At 76.7% G+C, this 13822-nt stretch carries 11 protein-coding genes and 1 pseudogene; 5 read left to right on the top strand and 7 right to left on the bottom strand.

Annotated features, from left to right (window positions below):
• The 4 genes from ABWU78_RS02785 to ABWU78_RS02770 all read right to left on the bottom strand — a co-directional run.
• A partial coding sequence (locus tag ABWU78_RS02785; RefSeq protein ID WP_439157492.1) for a response regulator transcription factor occupies nucleotides 1-652 on the bottom strand: 652 nt, incomplete at its 3' end.
• The gene (locus tag ABWU78_RS02780) at nucleotides 649-1974 is read right to left on the bottom strand and encodes a sensor histidine kinase (protein WP_439157491.1); all 1326 of its coding nucleotides are present in this window, start codon (nucleotides 1972-1974) and stop codon (nucleotides 649-651) included. The genes ABWU78_RS02780 and ABWU78_RS02785, both read right to left, overlap by 4 nt.
• A 149-nt stretch (nucleotides 1975-2123) precedes the next feature.
• Nucleotides 2124-3017, bottom strand: a complete 894-nt coding sequence (locus ABWU78_RS02775; protein WP_439157490.1) for a hypothetical protein — start codon at nucleotides 3015-3017, stop codon at nucleotides 2124-2126.
• Nucleotides 3017-3730: an ABC transporter ATP-binding protein gene (locus ABWU78_RS02770; RefSeq protein WP_253052430.1), complete on the bottom strand. Its 714-nt coding sequence runs from the start codon at nucleotides 3728-3730 to the stop codon at nucleotides 3017-3019. Before ABWU78_RS02770 ends, ABWU78_RS02775 begins: the two co-directional genes overlap by 1 nt.
• A gap of 292 nt (nucleotides 3731-4022) precedes the next feature.
• On the opposite strand from ABWU78_RS02770, the gene ABWU78_RS02765 reads away from it, so the two are divergent.
• Nucleotides 4023-4826 carry a peptidoglycan-binding protein gene (locus ABWU78_RS02765; RefSeq protein ID WP_439157489.1) on the top strand — a complete coding sequence of 268 codons (804 nt, stop codon included), beginning with the start codon at nucleotides 4023-4025 and terminating at the stop codon, nucleotides 4824-4826.
• 98 nt (nucleotides 4827-4924) lie between these two features.
• The gene (locus ABWU78_RS02760; protein WP_353707441.1) at nucleotides 4925-5602 is read left to right on the top strand and encodes a TetR/AcrR family transcriptional regulator; all 678 of its coding nucleotides are present in this window, start codon (nucleotides 4925-4927) and stop codon (nucleotides 5600-5602) included.
• Nucleotides 5603-5625: 23 nt separating this feature from the next.
• Here the strand turns inward: ABWU78_RS02760 and ABWU78_RS02755 are convergent, their stop codons facing one another.
• From ABWU78_RS02755 to ABWU78_RS02745, 3 genes are read right to left on the bottom strand one after another with little or no spacing between them, the layout of a single operon-like run.
• On the bottom strand, nucleotides 5626-6408 hold the full coding sequence (locus ABWU78_RS02755) for a septum formation family protein (protein WP_439157488.1): 783 nt from the start codon (nucleotides 6406-6408) through the stop codon (nucleotides 5626-5628).
• Nucleotides 6409-6410: 2 nt separating this feature from the next.
• Nucleotides 6411-7013, bottom strand: coding sequence for a DUF4190 domain-containing protein (locus ABWU78_RS02750; RefSeq protein ID WP_353707443.1), 603 nt, complete (start codon nucleotides 7011-7013; stop codon nucleotides 6411-6413).
• 34 nt (nucleotides 7014-7047) lie between these two features.
• The gene (locus ABWU78_RS02745; protein WP_439157487.1) at nucleotides 7048-7833 is read right to left on the bottom strand and encodes an exodeoxyribonuclease III; all 786 of its coding nucleotides are present in this window, start codon (nucleotides 7831-7833) and stop codon (nucleotides 7048-7050) included.
• 103 nt (nucleotides 7834-7936) lie between these two features.
• On the opposite strand from ABWU78_RS02745, the gene ABWU78_RS02740 reads away from it, so the two are divergent.
• The 3 genes and pseudogenes from ABWU78_RS02740 to ABWU78_RS02730 all read left to right on the top strand — a co-directional run.
• The gene (locus ABWU78_RS02740; protein ID WP_439157486.1) at nucleotides 7937-8701 is read left to right on the top strand and encodes an SDR family NAD(P)-dependent oxidoreductase; all 765 of its coding nucleotides are present in this window, start codon (nucleotides 7937-7939) and stop codon (nucleotides 8699-8701) included.
• A 25-nt stretch (nucleotides 8702-8726) separates the two neighbouring features.
• Nucleotides 8727-9302, top strand: a complete 576-nt coding sequence (gene pyrE, locus ABWU78_RS02735) for an orotate phosphoribosyltransferase (protein WP_253052456.1) — start codon at nucleotides 8727-8729, stop codon at nucleotides 9300-9302.
• A gap of 48 nt (nucleotides 9303-9350) precedes the next feature.
• Nucleotides 9351-13727: pseudogene (locus ABWU78_RS02730) on the top strand (HtaA domain-containing protein); the annotation flags it as partial.
• Between the last annotated feature and the right edge of the window lie 95 nt (nucleotides 13728-13822).

The raw sequence follows: 13822 nt of genomic DNA, 5'->3' as shown, positions 1-13822 counted from the left end.
CCGGGTCGACGACCCCGTGCCGGAACGCCCAGACGACGAGCTGCACGCGGTCGCGCGACCCGGTCTTGGTCATGGCCCGGCTCAGGTGCGACTTCACGGTGCTCGGCTCGAGGAACAGGGCCGTCGCGATCTCCGCGTTGGACGACCCGCGGCACAGCAGGTCGACGATGTCGAGCTCGCGCGGGGTGAGGAGCGCGGCCGCGGCGTCGTCCCGTGCGACGGGCGCGCGTCGGCGCGCGAACTCGCCGATGACCCGACGCGTGAGGGTCTGGTCGACCAGACCGTCGCCCGCGGCGACCCGCCGGACGGCGTCCACGAGCACGTCCGGCTCGGCGTCCTTGAGCAGGAACCCGCTCGCCCCGGCCTCCAGGGCGCCGAACACGTAGTCGTCGAGGTCGAACGTGCTCACCACGAGCACGGGGACCGGGTCGACGACGTCCGGCCCGGCGAGCGCGCGCGTCGCGGTGATGCCGTCGCCGCCGGGCATGCGGACGTCCATGCACACGACGTCCGGGCGCTCGCGGCGCGCGACGCGGACGGCGTCGGTGCCGTTCGACGCCTCGCCGACGACCTCGACGCCCTCGCTCTCGAGGATGACGGTGAACCCGGCGCGGACGACGGCCTGGTCGTCCACGAGCACGACGCGTGTCACGAGACCTCCTGGTCGGCAGGGTGCTGGTCGGGGGTGCGGGGATCCCGTGCCGCGGCGCGGGGGACGGTGAGGCGGACGAGCCACGCGCCGTCGGGCGCCCGCTGAGCGTCGAGGCTGCCGCCGAGCACGGCCGCCCGCTCGCGCATACCGACGAGCCCGTGGCCGGGCCGCGGGTCCGTGGGCGGCACCGTGCCGGCCGTCGGGTTGCGCACCGTGAGGACGAGGTCCGCGGCGGACCACGCGAACCGCACCGCGACGGGTCTTCCCGGTGCGTGCCGGCGCGCGTTGGCGAGCGCCTCCTGGAGCACGCGGTACACGGCGATCTGCGCGCTCGGCGTGGGGTCCCACGGCGTCCCTGCGGTCTCGACCGTCGCCGCGGTGCCCGCGGCGCGCGCCGTGTCGAGGAGGGCGGGGACCTCCGCGAGCGTCGGCTGCGGCGCCTCCCGCTCGGCGCCGTCCTCGTCGTCGCGGCCCCGCAGGATCCCGACCACGAGGCGGAGGTCGTCGAGCGTCTCGCGGCCCTGCGCGCGGATCCACCGCACCGACTCCTTGGCGCGCTCCGGGTCGGCCTCGACGAGGCGCTCGGCGGCGGACGCCTGGACGACGATGCCGGACAGGTGGTGCGCCGCGACGTCGTGCAGCTCGCGGGCCATGCGCGCGCGCTCCTCCAGGACCGCCTGGGTGGCGAGCGCCTCGCGCTCGCGCTCGGCGCGGAGCACCCGGTCGCGCAGCTCGGCGACGAGCTCCCGCCGCGTGGCGACGTACGAGCCGACGAGCGCCGCCCCGACGAACGTGAGCAGCGCGGAGAGCAGCGCGCCGCCCACCTGGAGCGCGTGCTGCGCCGGTCCCGCCCCGGCGGGGACGGCGAAGCCCCCGAGGGCGAAGACGAGCACGACCTGCGCGAGCGCCGCGAGCGCCGGGGCGCCGAGGCGCGCCCGCCGCGGCGCGTACGCGCCGGCGGAGTACGCGGCGACGAGGGTCGCAGGGGCCTGGAAGCCGACGTACGGCGGCAGGAGCACGGTGATCGCGACCTGGGCAGACACCGCGAGCGCAAGGCAGACCAGCGGCGCCCGACGGCGCACCGTCAGCGTCGCCGCCTGGAGCACGACGAGCGCGAGCACCGTCGCGCGCACGCCGGGCGTGAGGATCACGGCGCCGGGCCCTGCGCCGAAGGTCGCACCGACGTCCGTGGCGAGCACGCGCTCGATGCCGAGGAACAGCACGACGGTCGCGACAGCGACGACCCCGGCGAGCACGGCGTCGCGGCCGGTGTCGGTGCGCACGCCGACCCGGTCGAGCGCGCGGCGCAGGGCCTCGGTCACGAGTCTCCTCCAGGGGACGACGGGTTCGGACGACGGTCACAGACGGCACGGCGGCCCGCCCACCCTACGGGGGCGCACCGCCCCAGCCGCGAGGTAGAGCCGTGGTCCGCCTCTACCTCGCGGTACCGGGGCTCTCCCCCCGGCGGGCGTCAGACCAGGTCGCGGCGCTGGAGGGTGAGGGCGCCGCTCCCGAGGAGTACCGCGACCCACGCGACGAGCCCGGCGAGCGCGGCGAGCGTCCCCAGCGGCGCGGCGCCGCCCAGGAGCGCCGCCCCGGACTGTCCGGTCGAGGCGAGCGCGCCCAGGCCGAGCGGGAGCCACTCCGCCGCGGCGGACTCGCCGCCCGACAGCAGGGTCACCGCACCCCGGACGATCGGCTCGGCGAGCGCGAGCGCCGCGACGGTCACGACGGCGGCCACCTGGCCGCGCACGAGCGTCCCGATCCCGAGCCCGAACCAGGTGAGGAGCACGAGGACCGCGAGGCCGCGCGCCCACACGCCGAGGACCTCGCCGGGACCGAGCGCGAGGGACGCGCCCGGGGTCGTGACGATCGCGACGGTGAGGCCCAGGGCGCCCACGACGGCGAGCACCACGCCGACGCCGAGGGCGACGGTCGCGGTCGCGCCGGCCTTGGCCGCGAGGATGCGCAGCCGCGACGGCTGCACGAGCGCGGTCGGCACGATGCCGCCCGTGCGGAAGTCCGTGGTCACGGCGAGCACGCCGAGCAGCAGCATGCACATGGTCGCGACGCCGACCGACCCCGAGCCGTTGAGCCCGTTGCCGAGCAGGTCGAGCATGCCGCGCTGGAACGCCGGCTGGGCGGCGTCGGTGAGCGCGCCGAGGTCCGGTGCCAGGTCCTCGAGCATCTCGGGTGACGACTGGAACCCGACGGTCGCGCCCCCGCCGAGCGCCCCGGTGCCCCGCAGGATCGTGGGCAGCAGGAGGGTGAAGGCCTGGACGACGAGCATCCCGGCGACGGCGACGGCGGCGACGACCCACGTCGCGCGCGTCGTGCGGAGCTTGAGCATCTCGGCGCGGTACATCAGCGCACCCCTTCGGTCGTGGCGGTCAGGTCGAGGTAGAAGTCCTCGAGGGACTCCCCGCTCAGCAGGTCGTCGAGGGGGCCGTCGGCGACGACGCGACCCTGCCCGACGACCACGAGGTCGTCCGCGACCTGCCGCACCTCGGACAGGACGTGGCTCGCGAGGAGCACGGTCCCGCCGTCGTCCGCGAAGCCGCGCACCAGGTCGCGCAGCCAGCGCATGCCCGCCGGGTCGAGCCCGTTGGCGGGCTCGTCGAGGACGAGCACCTCCGGGTCGCCGAGCAGCGCGGCGGCGATGCCGATGCGCTGCCGCATCCCGAGGGAGTAGGTGCGCACGCGCCGGTCGGCCGCGGGCGTCATGCCGACGAGCGCGAGCACCTCGTCGACCCGCCGGGCCGGGATCTCGCCCGCGGCGGCGAGCACGCGCAGGTGGTCGCGGCCCGAGCGCCCGGGGTGGAGGCCGCCCGCGTCGAGCAGGGCGCCGACCGTGCGGGCCGGGTGGGTCAGGTCGGCGAACGCGCGGCCGTCGAACGTCGCGCTCCCGGCGGTGGCTGCGGCCAGCCCCAGGAGCACGTGGAGGGTCGTCGACTTCCCGGCGCCGTTCGGCCCGAGCAGCCCGACGACGCGGCCGGGCGCGGCCGTGAACGTCACGTCGTGCACGGCGTCGAACGCCCCGTAGGACTTGCGCAGCCCGGAGACGTGGATGGTGGTCATGCCGGTCCCTTCTCGTCGCGTCCCGCACGGTTCCCGCGCGGTGCCCCACCAGGCTGTCGCGCGGGGGGACGCCGGGTCTTGCGGCGCAGGGAGGAACCTGGGTTGCGACCTCCGTCGCAAGCGTCGTCGGCACGACGGGACCCGCGCCGACAGGCCCGGTGTCGCCGCAGGTGAGGGCGCCGGGCGTGACATCCGACCGGCGCATGGGGCAGGGTGGACGTTCACCCGACCGCTCTGGCGGGCAGCGCCACGCGTCGTCCGCCGGTCCCCGACCGCCCCGGAAGGAGGCGACGTGCGCCGACGTGACGACTCGTCCGCCACCCCCGAGGGGCGCAACGCCGCCTCGCCGACGCCCGTCGCGCACCGCGCGGCCACGCCGTGGGTCACGGTCGCGGCCGGTGCCGGTGCGGTGACGCTCGTCGTCGCGGTCGCCGGGATGGTGGGCGCGGCGACCGGCGGTGGCGAGGCCGTCGTCGTCGGCGCCTCGACCGACGGCGGCACCGCGGTCGAGGACGGCGTCCCGGCCGTCACGCCCCGCCCCGACGCGCCCCGCCCCGAGGTGACGCGCATCCCGCCGCCCGACCAAAAGGACGAACCGGAGGAGGGCGGCGGCCCGGCGGCGACGCCCGCGCCGCGACCGTCGTCCGGGGGGACGGGCACGCCCCCCTCGTCGGCCGACCCCGGTTCGGCGCCGACGTCGGAGCCCGCGGCCACCCCGGGCGCGGGCACGCCGGATCCCGCGCCGACGGCACCGGCGGACGACGCCGCGTCCGTGACCTGGCTCCAGGAGCGGCTCCGTGTGCACGGCGCGGACGTCGAGGTCACGGGCACCATGGACGACGCGACCGGTGCGGCGCTGCGCGCGTTCCAGCAGGCGCACGGGCTGCCCGCGGACGGCGCCGTGACGGCCGCGACCGCCGAGGCGCTGGCCGCCGCACCTGCCGGCGGGGGCGAGGAGTCCACCGACCCGGGCGGCGCCGCCCCGACGGAGCCCGCGCCGCCGTCGCCCACCGACACGCCGTCGGCCACCGTGCCCGGCGCGACGGCCCCGAGCTCCGGCGGGCCGGCGGACCCGGCCCTCGCGCCCGCGTCCTGAGCGCCGGCCGGCCGCGGGTGAACTCGCGGCGTGCGGGCCCCGGACCGCGCCGCGGTCGGTAGGGTTTTCCCTCGTCGGACGACGGACGGAGCAGGACCATGACGAGCGCGGCGATCGGCGCGGGTCAGGACCGCGGGGCACCCGGCCGCGCCGCGACCCCGGACCTCGGGCGCGGCTACGCGAAGGGCCGCGCCAAGCGCGAGGAGATCATCCAGGCCGCGGTCGTCCTCTTCGGCGAGGTCGGCTTCCACGCCGCCTCGCTGCGCGAGCTCGCGTCGCGCGTCGGCATGTCGCACCCCGGCCTGCTCCACCACTTCCCGACGAAGGTCGCGCTGCTCGAGGCGGTGCTCGACTACCGCGACACCGTCGACCAGGCGGACCTGGACGAGGACCTCGCGCGCGGGACGGACTACTTCGACGCGCTCGTGCGCCTGGTCGAGCGCAACGCCCTGCGGCGCCACATCGTCGAGCTGTTCACGGCGCTCGCGGCCGAGGCGACGTCCCCGGACCACCCGGCGCACGAGTACTTCGTCCGGCGCTACGAGTGGGCGGTCGCTCGGGCGGTCGAGCAGCTCTCCCGCCGGGCGAGCGCGGGCGGGCTGCGGGCCGGGGTCGACCCGCGCGCCGCGGCGCGGCAGATCGTTGCGCTCATGGACGGGCTCCAGGTCCAGTGGCTGCTGTCGCTCGACCGCCCCCGGGCCGAGCGCGTCGACATGGCGGCCGACCTGCGCGCCTACCTCCGGCTCATCCTCGCCGAGGACGTCTCCGCACGCTGAGCCCGGTGGCCTCCGGTCGCGGCTCAGCCGAGCAGGTCGCCCGGCAGGGGGTCGGTGCCGGCGGCCAGGCACAGACCGGTCCGGTCGCCGTCGCGCCACGACGCCTCGGTCGGCGACCACACGACGAGCTCGACGCCCTCGGGCGCGTCCGCCCCCAGCACGTCCGGCGTGCACACCCGCGCCACCCGCCGGTCCACGGCCTGCTGACCGGGCCACACCTCGTCCGCGCCGAGGTCGGTCCGCGCGACGACCTGGGCCCGGTGCTCGTCCGCGCAGGGCACGGCCCGCACCTGCGTCACCTCGCCGTCGGGCGGGAGCTCGTCGAGGCAGGTCCCGAGCACGAGCTGGACCGCGTTGACCGTCTGCGGGGCGGTGACGTCGCCCGCGAGCGGCACGCGCGCCTGCTCGCCCTGCCACCAGGCGAGCGCGCCCGCGGTCCACGCGAGCGTGACGACGGCACCGACCGCCATGCCGGCGACCGCGAGCCCGCGCCCGCGCGTCCTCCGGGACCGCACGCGGGAGAGGCCCGCGGCACCGAGCCCGATCCCGACGGGGCCGAGCACCAGGCCCGCCGGCACGCTCGCGACGGCCAGCGGCTCGACGCGCGGCGCGGCCGGCTGCCACCCGGGCGCGTAGTACGTCTCCGGCGCGAATCCCGGTCCGGCCTGCCCGGCCGGGGCGGCCGGGGGTGGCACCGCGGTGCCCGGAGGCGCCGGGGCACCCGCGGGCGGCGGCGGCACCGGGGCGGTGGGTCGGGGCGGGACGGTCGGCCCGCCGGGCGGGGCGAAGAGGTCGTCGTCGGCCACGGCTACGAGTCGCTCAGGGTCGCGGCGAGCACGATGAGCATCGCGAACGCCGTGCAGACGGCGCCCACCACGATGCCGGTGACGGCGAACCCGCGCCCGCGCGTCCCGTCCCGCATCACCTGGTTGAGGGCGACGATCCCGAGCACGAGGCCGACGATCCCGGGGAAGCCGGCGCAGACGACGAGGCTGGCGATCGAGACGATCATCGACGCCAGCGCCAGCCCGTTCGTCCGCGGCGGCGGCGTGTACGCGGACCCGTACGGGGGCGGGTACGCGCCGTAGCCGGAGCTGCCCGCGTAGCCCGCCGGGTCCGACGGCGCGCGGCCCGCGCCCGGGGCCGACCCGTAGGCAGGTCCCGCGCCGGGGCCGTAGGGCGAGGCGGGCCCGGCCGGAGCGGCGGGCGAGCCGTAGGGGGCGCCCGCCCCAGGTGCGCCCGGGTACGCGCCGCCCGCCCCGGACGGTGCGACGAAGCCGCCCTGCTCGGGTGCCGGGGCGTCCGCCGGCGGGTTGTACGGGGTGAGCGGCGGCTGGTGCGGGCGCGGTGCGGCGTACGGGTCGACCGGCTCGTCGGGAGACCCGTACGGCGGGACGGGGGGCGTGGTCATGGACACACCGTAGCGACGCGCGCGAGGCGGTCGCTCAGTCCGCCAGGTCGAGGACGACCGGCACGTGGTCGGACGCGCCCTTGCCCTTGCGCTCGTCACGGTCGATCGCCACGCCGGTCACGCGGGCGCGCGCGGCGGGGGAGAGGTACGCGAAGTCGATCCGCATGCCCTCGTTCCGCGGGAACCGCAGCCGCTGGTAGTCCCAGTAGGTGTACGTGTGCTCGCCGGGGATCGCCTCGCGCGTGACCTCGGTGTACCCGGCCGCGCCGAACGCCGCGAACGCGTCGCGCTCCGCCGGCGTCACGTGCGTCTTCCCCGCGAAGTACGCGACGTCCCACACGTCGGTGTCCAGCGGCGCGACGTTCCAGTCGCCGACGAGCGCGACCCGCGCGGTCGGGTCGTCCGCGAGCCAGCCCGCCGCCTGCGCGCGGAGCTCGTCGAGCCAGCGCAGCTTGTACGCGTAGTGCGGGTCCCCGACCTCGCGGCCGTGCGGGACGTACAGGCTCCACACGCGCACGCCGCCGCACGTCGCGCCGAGCGCGCGCGCCTCGACCTGCTCGCCGAACGCGGGCTGGCCCGGGAAGGAGGTCGCGACGTCGTCCAGGCCGACGCGCGAGACGACCGCGACGCCGTTCCACTGGTTCACGCCCACGTGCGCGACCTCGTACCCCGCCGCCTCGAACGGCGCGACGGGGAACTGCGCGTCGGCGCACTTGGTCTCCTGGAGCGCGAGGACGTCGGTCCCCGTCCGCTCGAGGAACGCGATCGCCCGGTCGACCCGGGCGCGGACGGAGTTGATGTTCCAGGTCGCGAGGCGCACGGGCCCCACCGTACCGACAGCCGCGCGTGCCGCCGGCACGACCGCCGCGCCGCGTCCTGCGCCGACGGCGGGCGGCGCAGGACGCGGCCCGTAGGCTGTGGCCATGGCGACAGCACTCATCACCGGCGCGAGCGCCGGCCTGGGCCTGGAGTTCGCGTGGCAGCTCGCCACGGCGCGGCACGACCTCGTGCTCGTCGCGCGCGACGAGGCGCGCCTCGAGGAGGTCGCCGGACAGATCCGGGCCGCCGCGGGCGTGCGGGTCCAGGTCCTCCCGGCAGACCTCTCCGTGCCCGACGACGTCGCGCGCGTGGCCGAGCGCCTCGCCTCTCCCGGCGGCCCGGACGAGCGCCCGGTCGGGCTGCTCGTGAACAACGCGGGCTTCGCGACCCAGCAGCACTTCGTGGGCGGCGACCTGGACGTCGAGCTCCGCGCGCTCGACGTCATGGTGCGGGCCGTCCTGGTCCTGTCCCACGCGGCCGCCGGTCAGATGACCGCGCGGGGCCGGGGCGCGATCCTCAACGTCGCGTCCGTCGCGGCGCTCACCGCGGGCGGCACCTACGCCGCCGCGAAGGCGTGGGTGCGCTCGTTCACGGAGGGGCTCGCCGTCGAGCTGCACGGCACCGGCGTCACCGCGACCGTGCTGTGCCCGGGCTTCACCCACACGGAGTTCCACGACCGCGCCGGGATCGACAAGTCCGTCCTGCCCGACCTCGCGTGGCTCGACGCCGACCGCGTGGTCTCCGCGGCGCTCGCGGACGTGCGGCGCGGCGTCGTCATCTCGACCCCGTCGGTGCGCTACCGCGTCGCGTCGGCCGCCTTGCGGGCGATGCCGCGCTCGGCCGTCCGGGCGATCGGCAAGTACCGGTAGACCGGGAGCCGACTACGCTGGCGGCGTGACCAGTGATCTCTCCTCGACGCCCCGCGAGCAGCTGCTCGACCTCATCCGCGAGCTCGCCGTCGTGCACGGCCGGGTGACGCTCTCCTCGGGCAAGGAGGCGGACTACTACGTCGACCTGCGGCGCGTGACGCTGCACCACCGCGCGGCGCCGCTCATCGGGCACCAGCTCCTCGACCTCCTCGAGGAGCGCGGGCTCGGGACGGCCGAGGTCGACGCGGTGGGCGGGCTGACGCTGGGGGCGGACCCGATCGCGACCGCGCTCCTGCACGCCGCGGCCTCGCGCGGGCAGGACCTCGACGCGTTCGTCGTGCGCAAGGCCGCGAAGGCCCACGGCATGCAGCGGCAGATCGAGGGTCCCGACGTCGCCGGCCGCAAGGTCGTCGTGGTCGAGGACACCACGACGACGGGCGGGTCCCCGATCACCGCGATCGAGGCCGTGCGCGCCGCCGGGGGCGAGGTCGTCGGGGTGGCGACGATCGTCGACCGCGCGACGGGCGCGGGCGAGAAGATCGAGGCGCTCGGCGTGCCGTACCACTTCCTGTTCAGCCTGGAGGACCTCGGCCTCGCCTGAGCCCGGACGGTCCCCGGCGCAGCGCCGCCGCCTGCCCGACGACGCCCCGTGGCCGTGCCGCGGGGCGTCGTCGTGCGGCCTGGGGTGCGGTCTGGCGTGCGGCGCGACGTGCGACGAGGCGTGCGTCACATCGGGATAGGTCAGGCTTACCTTGCTTTGGTGAGGCGAGCCTTATATGGTCCGTCACGACGGAGCGTCAGCACGCTCCGCGTCGTCGGTCCCGCTCCCCGCCGGGACCTCGCCCGGACCAGCACGGGAGACCTTGTGCGCACTTCCTCGTCGAGACGCGTCCGTCGCGGCCTCGCCTCCTTCCTCGCCGCGGCCCTCGCCGCCGGCCTCACCGTCGCCGGCGCGTCCGCCCCGGCCCAGGCCGCGACGGCCGAGATCCGGGGCGGCTCGGCCACCTGGAACTTCAAGGACTCCTGGACGGGCTACGTCGGCGGCGCGGGCACCATCACGCCCGCGCTGGTGGGCGGGAAGTCCGTCTACCCCTCCGCGTCCGGGAGCGTCGACCCGGAGACCGCCGTCGGCACGGTCCGCCTCGGCGGCTCCGTCCGCTACTCCGCGCACGGCGGCGCGCTCGACCTGACGATCTCCGACCTCCGGCTCGCCGTCACGGGCCCGACGTCGGGCGTGCTCACCGCGGACTTCACGTCGGCGGGCACCGTGTCGGACGACGTGGTCGTCGCGGAGGTCTCCGTCGGCACCGCACGCGCGGGGGACACGCTCGTCCTCACCGCGAACGGCACCTTCGCCGCGGGCATCGCGGCGGTGGACCCCCAGTTCGGCGGCTACGTCGACGAGCCGATCTCGACGCTCACCGCGACCCTCGACGTCCCGGCGCCCGTCGCCCCGGCGACCGCGACGTCGACGGCGCTCGCCGTCGCACCTTCCGGCGCGTCCGTCGCGGGCGCCCCGGTGACGCTCACCGCGACCGTCGCGCCCGCCGCCGCGGGCACGGTCGAGTTCCGCGACGGCGGCGCCGTGCTCGGCGCCGCGCCGGTGACCGACGGCGTCGCGCGCCTCGAGACGTCGGCCCTCGCCACGGGTGCGCACGAGCTGAGCGCGGCGTTCACGCCCGCCGACCCGGCGGCGTTCGTGGCGTCCGCCTCCGGCGCCGTCGCGCACACGGTGACGGAGCCCGCGACCGAGCCCGAGCCGGAGCCGGTCGCCGACCCGGTGGTGACCGTCTCGCCGTCGGCCCCGGTGGACCCGGCCGTGGAGAACACGTTCACGGTCTCCGGCACCGGCTTCGTCGGTGCGGGCGCCGCGAACGGCGCCTACGTGCTCCTCGGGGACGCCTCGATCTGGGACGGCAGCGGACCGCTCGTCGCGAGCGGCTGGCTCGCCCAGGGCTGGGTCATGCCGCAGCAGGTGCGCGACGGCGCGTTCACCACGACCCTCACCGTCCCGGCGGGCACGCTGGACCCGGCCACGGAGTACGTGGTCGCGACGTCCGCCGCCCACGCGCTCTCCGCGACCGACCGCAGCCTCGACACGTTCACGCCGGTCGCGGTGCAGGGCGCCACGACCCCGGGACCCGGCTGGGAGCCGTCGATCGAGCTGTTCGCCGCCGACGGCACCACCCCGCTCGGCGACACCCTGGTCCGTCCGGACGACACGATCGTCGTCAAGGGCTCGGGCTTCGACCCGGAGGCGAACGTCGCCCCCGAGGGCAACCGCCCGCCGATCTCCGGGGGCATCCCGGCGGGCACCTACGTGGTGTTCGGCAAGTTCGCGCCGCAGTGGCGGCCGTCCCAGGGCGCGGCGTCGTCCGCGCGCAAGGCCGGGTCGCAGCAGTGGGCGCTCGCGTCCGCGGCCCTCGACCAGGTCGACCCGCGCTACCAGGGCGCGATCCGCACCCAGTGGGCAGAGCTCTCCGAGGACGGCACGTTCACGGCCGAGCTCGTCGCGAGCGAGCTCGAGCTCGACGGCGGCCGCTACGGCGTCTACACCTACGCCGCCGGCGGCACCGTCAACGCCGCCCAGGAGCTCTACGCGCCCGTCGCGTTCACGACCGAGCCCGCCGCTCCCGTGTGGGAGCCGGAGATCGCGGTCCTCGCCGAGGACGGCGTGACGCCGCTCGGTGACACGGCGGTCTCGGTGGGCGACACGATCGTGGTCCGCGGCTCGGGCTTCGACCCCGCGGCGAACGTGGGTGGCCGCGGCGTCCCGATCCCGGCGAACCTGCCGCAGGGCACGTACGTCGTGTTCGGGAGCTTCGCCGAGCAGTGGCGCCCGTCCGAGGGCGCGGCGTCGTCCGCGCGCAAGGTCGGGTCGCAGGTGTGGGCCCTCGCCGAGCCGGTGCTCGACCAGGTCCCCGCCCAGTACCAGTCGGTGGTCCGCGCGCAGTGGACGGACATCGCCGCGGACGGCACGTTCGAGGCGCGGCTCGTGGTGAAGAGCCCGGGGCTGCTCGACGGCGGCCGGTACGGCGTCTACACCTACGGCGCCGGCGGCGTGAGCAACGCGGACCAGGAGCTCTTCGCTCCCGTCGCGTTCGACGCCCCCGCGTCGCTCACGGTGACACCCGCCACGACGACGGTCGCGGCCGGAGGCAGCGTCCGGCTCACCGTGGGCGGCCTCGTCGAGGGCGACGACGTCAAGGGCGTGACGTTCGGCGGCAAGGCCGCGACCTTCTCGCGCGACGGCACCGCGATCCTGCTCACCGTCCCGGCCGACGCCGCCGCGGGGCCCGTCCCCGTCGTCGTGACCTCCGAGCTCGGGGTGACGGGCAGCACGACGCTCACCGTCACGGCCCCGGCTCCGGGGGCTCGACCGACCACGACGACCCTCGCCTCCTCGGCGACCTCGGTCGTCGAGGGGACGGCGGTGACGTTCACGGCGACCGTCACCCCGAAGGCGGCCGGCACGGTCCGGTTCACCGCCGGGGACACGGCCCTCGGCACGGCGACGGTCGTCGACGGCGCCGCGTCGTACCGGGCGACCGGTCTCGCGGCCGGGTCGCACGCCGTGACGGCGACGTTCGTCCCGGCGGACAGCACCGCGTTCGTCGGTTCGACCTCGTCGCCGGTGACGGTGACGGTGACGGCGAAGCCGTCGGTCCCGACGACGGCAGGCGCTCTGACCTGGGGCGTCAAGGAGTCGTTCCGCAGCTACATCCAGGGCCCGGTCGCGGGCGGTGGCGCGACGGCGACGAACGGCGCGAGCGTCGTCGACGGCGTCTTCCGCTTCGGCCAGGCGGACGGTGGCACGTGGACCGCCGCGAGCGGCCGCGGGACCGTCGCGTACGCCGGGACGGTCCGCTTCACCGGACACGCGGGGGCGCTCGACCTCACCCTGGCGAACCCGGTCGTCGAGGTCACCGGCCCGGGCGCTGGCCGCCTGCTCGTCGACGCCCGCTCCACGGGCCTCGACGGCTCGACGTTCGACCGCAAGGGTGTCGCGGTCGCGACCCTCGCGCTCGGCGCGCCGACGACGAGCGCGGACGGGTCGGTGACGTACACGGACGCCGCGGCGACGCTCACCGCGGACGGCTCGCTCGCGTTCGTCGGCTTCTACCCGGCCGGGACCGCGCTCGACCCGGTGACGTTCACGGTCGGCGCGACGGCGACCGGACCCGGGGGCGGCGGCACGATCGGCACCCCGGGCGACGGGTCGACGGGCGGCTCGGTGGACCGGACGAAGGCGACGCTCTCGGCGTACCAGGCCGCCCCGGGCGACGAGGTCACCATCAGCGGCATCGGGTTCGGCACGAACGAGGCGGGGATCCGCACGGAGATCCGCTCGACCCCGCGCACGCTCGCGACGGGCGTCACGGCGAACGCCGGCGGCGCCGCGACCTCCACGGTGACGATCCCCCAGGACGTCGCCCCGGGCGAGCACACGCTGCTGCTGGTCGGGGCGAACCACACGGCGTCCGCGCCCATCACGATCGTCGGCACCGGGACCACCGGCACCGGGACGGGCGGCGCGGCGGAGCAGTGCTTCGCGCAGGGCGTCAACGGCGCGACGCTCTCGTGGGGCGTGAGCGACCGGTTCCGCGCGTACGTGACGGGCCCGATCGCGAAGGGCTCGGTCTCGACGAGCGGCGTGCAGGACTCCGGCTCGGCGTTCACGTGGAGCGGCGGCAAGGGCTCGTTCAACACGGACCTGGGCAAGGGGCGCGCGAGCTTCGGCGGCTCGGTGTCGTTCTCCGGGCACGAGGGCATCCTCGACCTGCAGATCAGCAACCCGCGCGTCGTCGTGAACGGCTCGTCGGGCACGCTCGTGGTGGACGTCCGGAGCAGCGACATGGAGGGCACCAAGAGCTCGTCGAACGGCGTCGCGTTCGCGAGCCTGGACCTGTCGGGCAAGAAGTCGACGTCGGGCTCCACGATCACGTGGAGCGGCGCTCCCGCGACCCTCACGGCCGCCGGGGCGAAGGCCTTCGCCGGGTTCTACGAGGCCGGCACGGCGCTGTCGCCCGTGACGTTCGGCTTCCCGATCGGCGGCGACGTGGAGTGCGACGCGTACTCGGGCGCGCTCGCCTCGACCGGGACGGACGCGGGCAGCCTCGC

It is taken from the genome of Cellulosimicrobium sp. CpK407 (genome assembly GCF_051844275.1).
In the GTDB taxonomy this organism is placed as follows: Bacteria; Actinomycetota; Actinomycetes; order Actinomycetales; family Cellulomonadaceae; genus Cellulosimicrobium; species Cellulosimicrobium cellulans_G.
This window is presented reverse-complemented; position numbering and strand designations above follow the sequence as displayed.

Bases quoted from the DNA above. Each gene is read 5' to 3' on its own strand.
- ABWU78_RS02775 (WP_439157490.1), bottom strand. From the start codon at position 3,017: ATGTACCGCGCCGAGATGCTCAAGCTCCGCACGACGCGCGCGACGTGG.
- ABWU78_RS02760 (WP_353707441.1), top strand. From the start codon at position 4,925: ATGACGAGCGCGGCGATCGGCGCGGGTCAGGACCGCGGGGCACCCGGC.
- ABWU78_RS02770 (WP_253052430.1), bottom strand. From the start codon at position 3,730: ATGACCACCATCCACGTCTCCGGGCTGCGCAAGTCCTACGGGGCGTTC.
- ABWU78_RS02750 (WP_353707443.1), bottom strand. From the start codon at position 7,013: ATGACCACGCCCCCCGTCCCGCCGTACGGGTCTCCCGACGAGCCGGTC.
- ABWU78_RS02740 (WP_439157486.1), top strand. From the start codon at position 7,937: ATGGCGACAGCACTCATCACCGGCGCGAGCGCCGGCCTGGGCCTGGAG.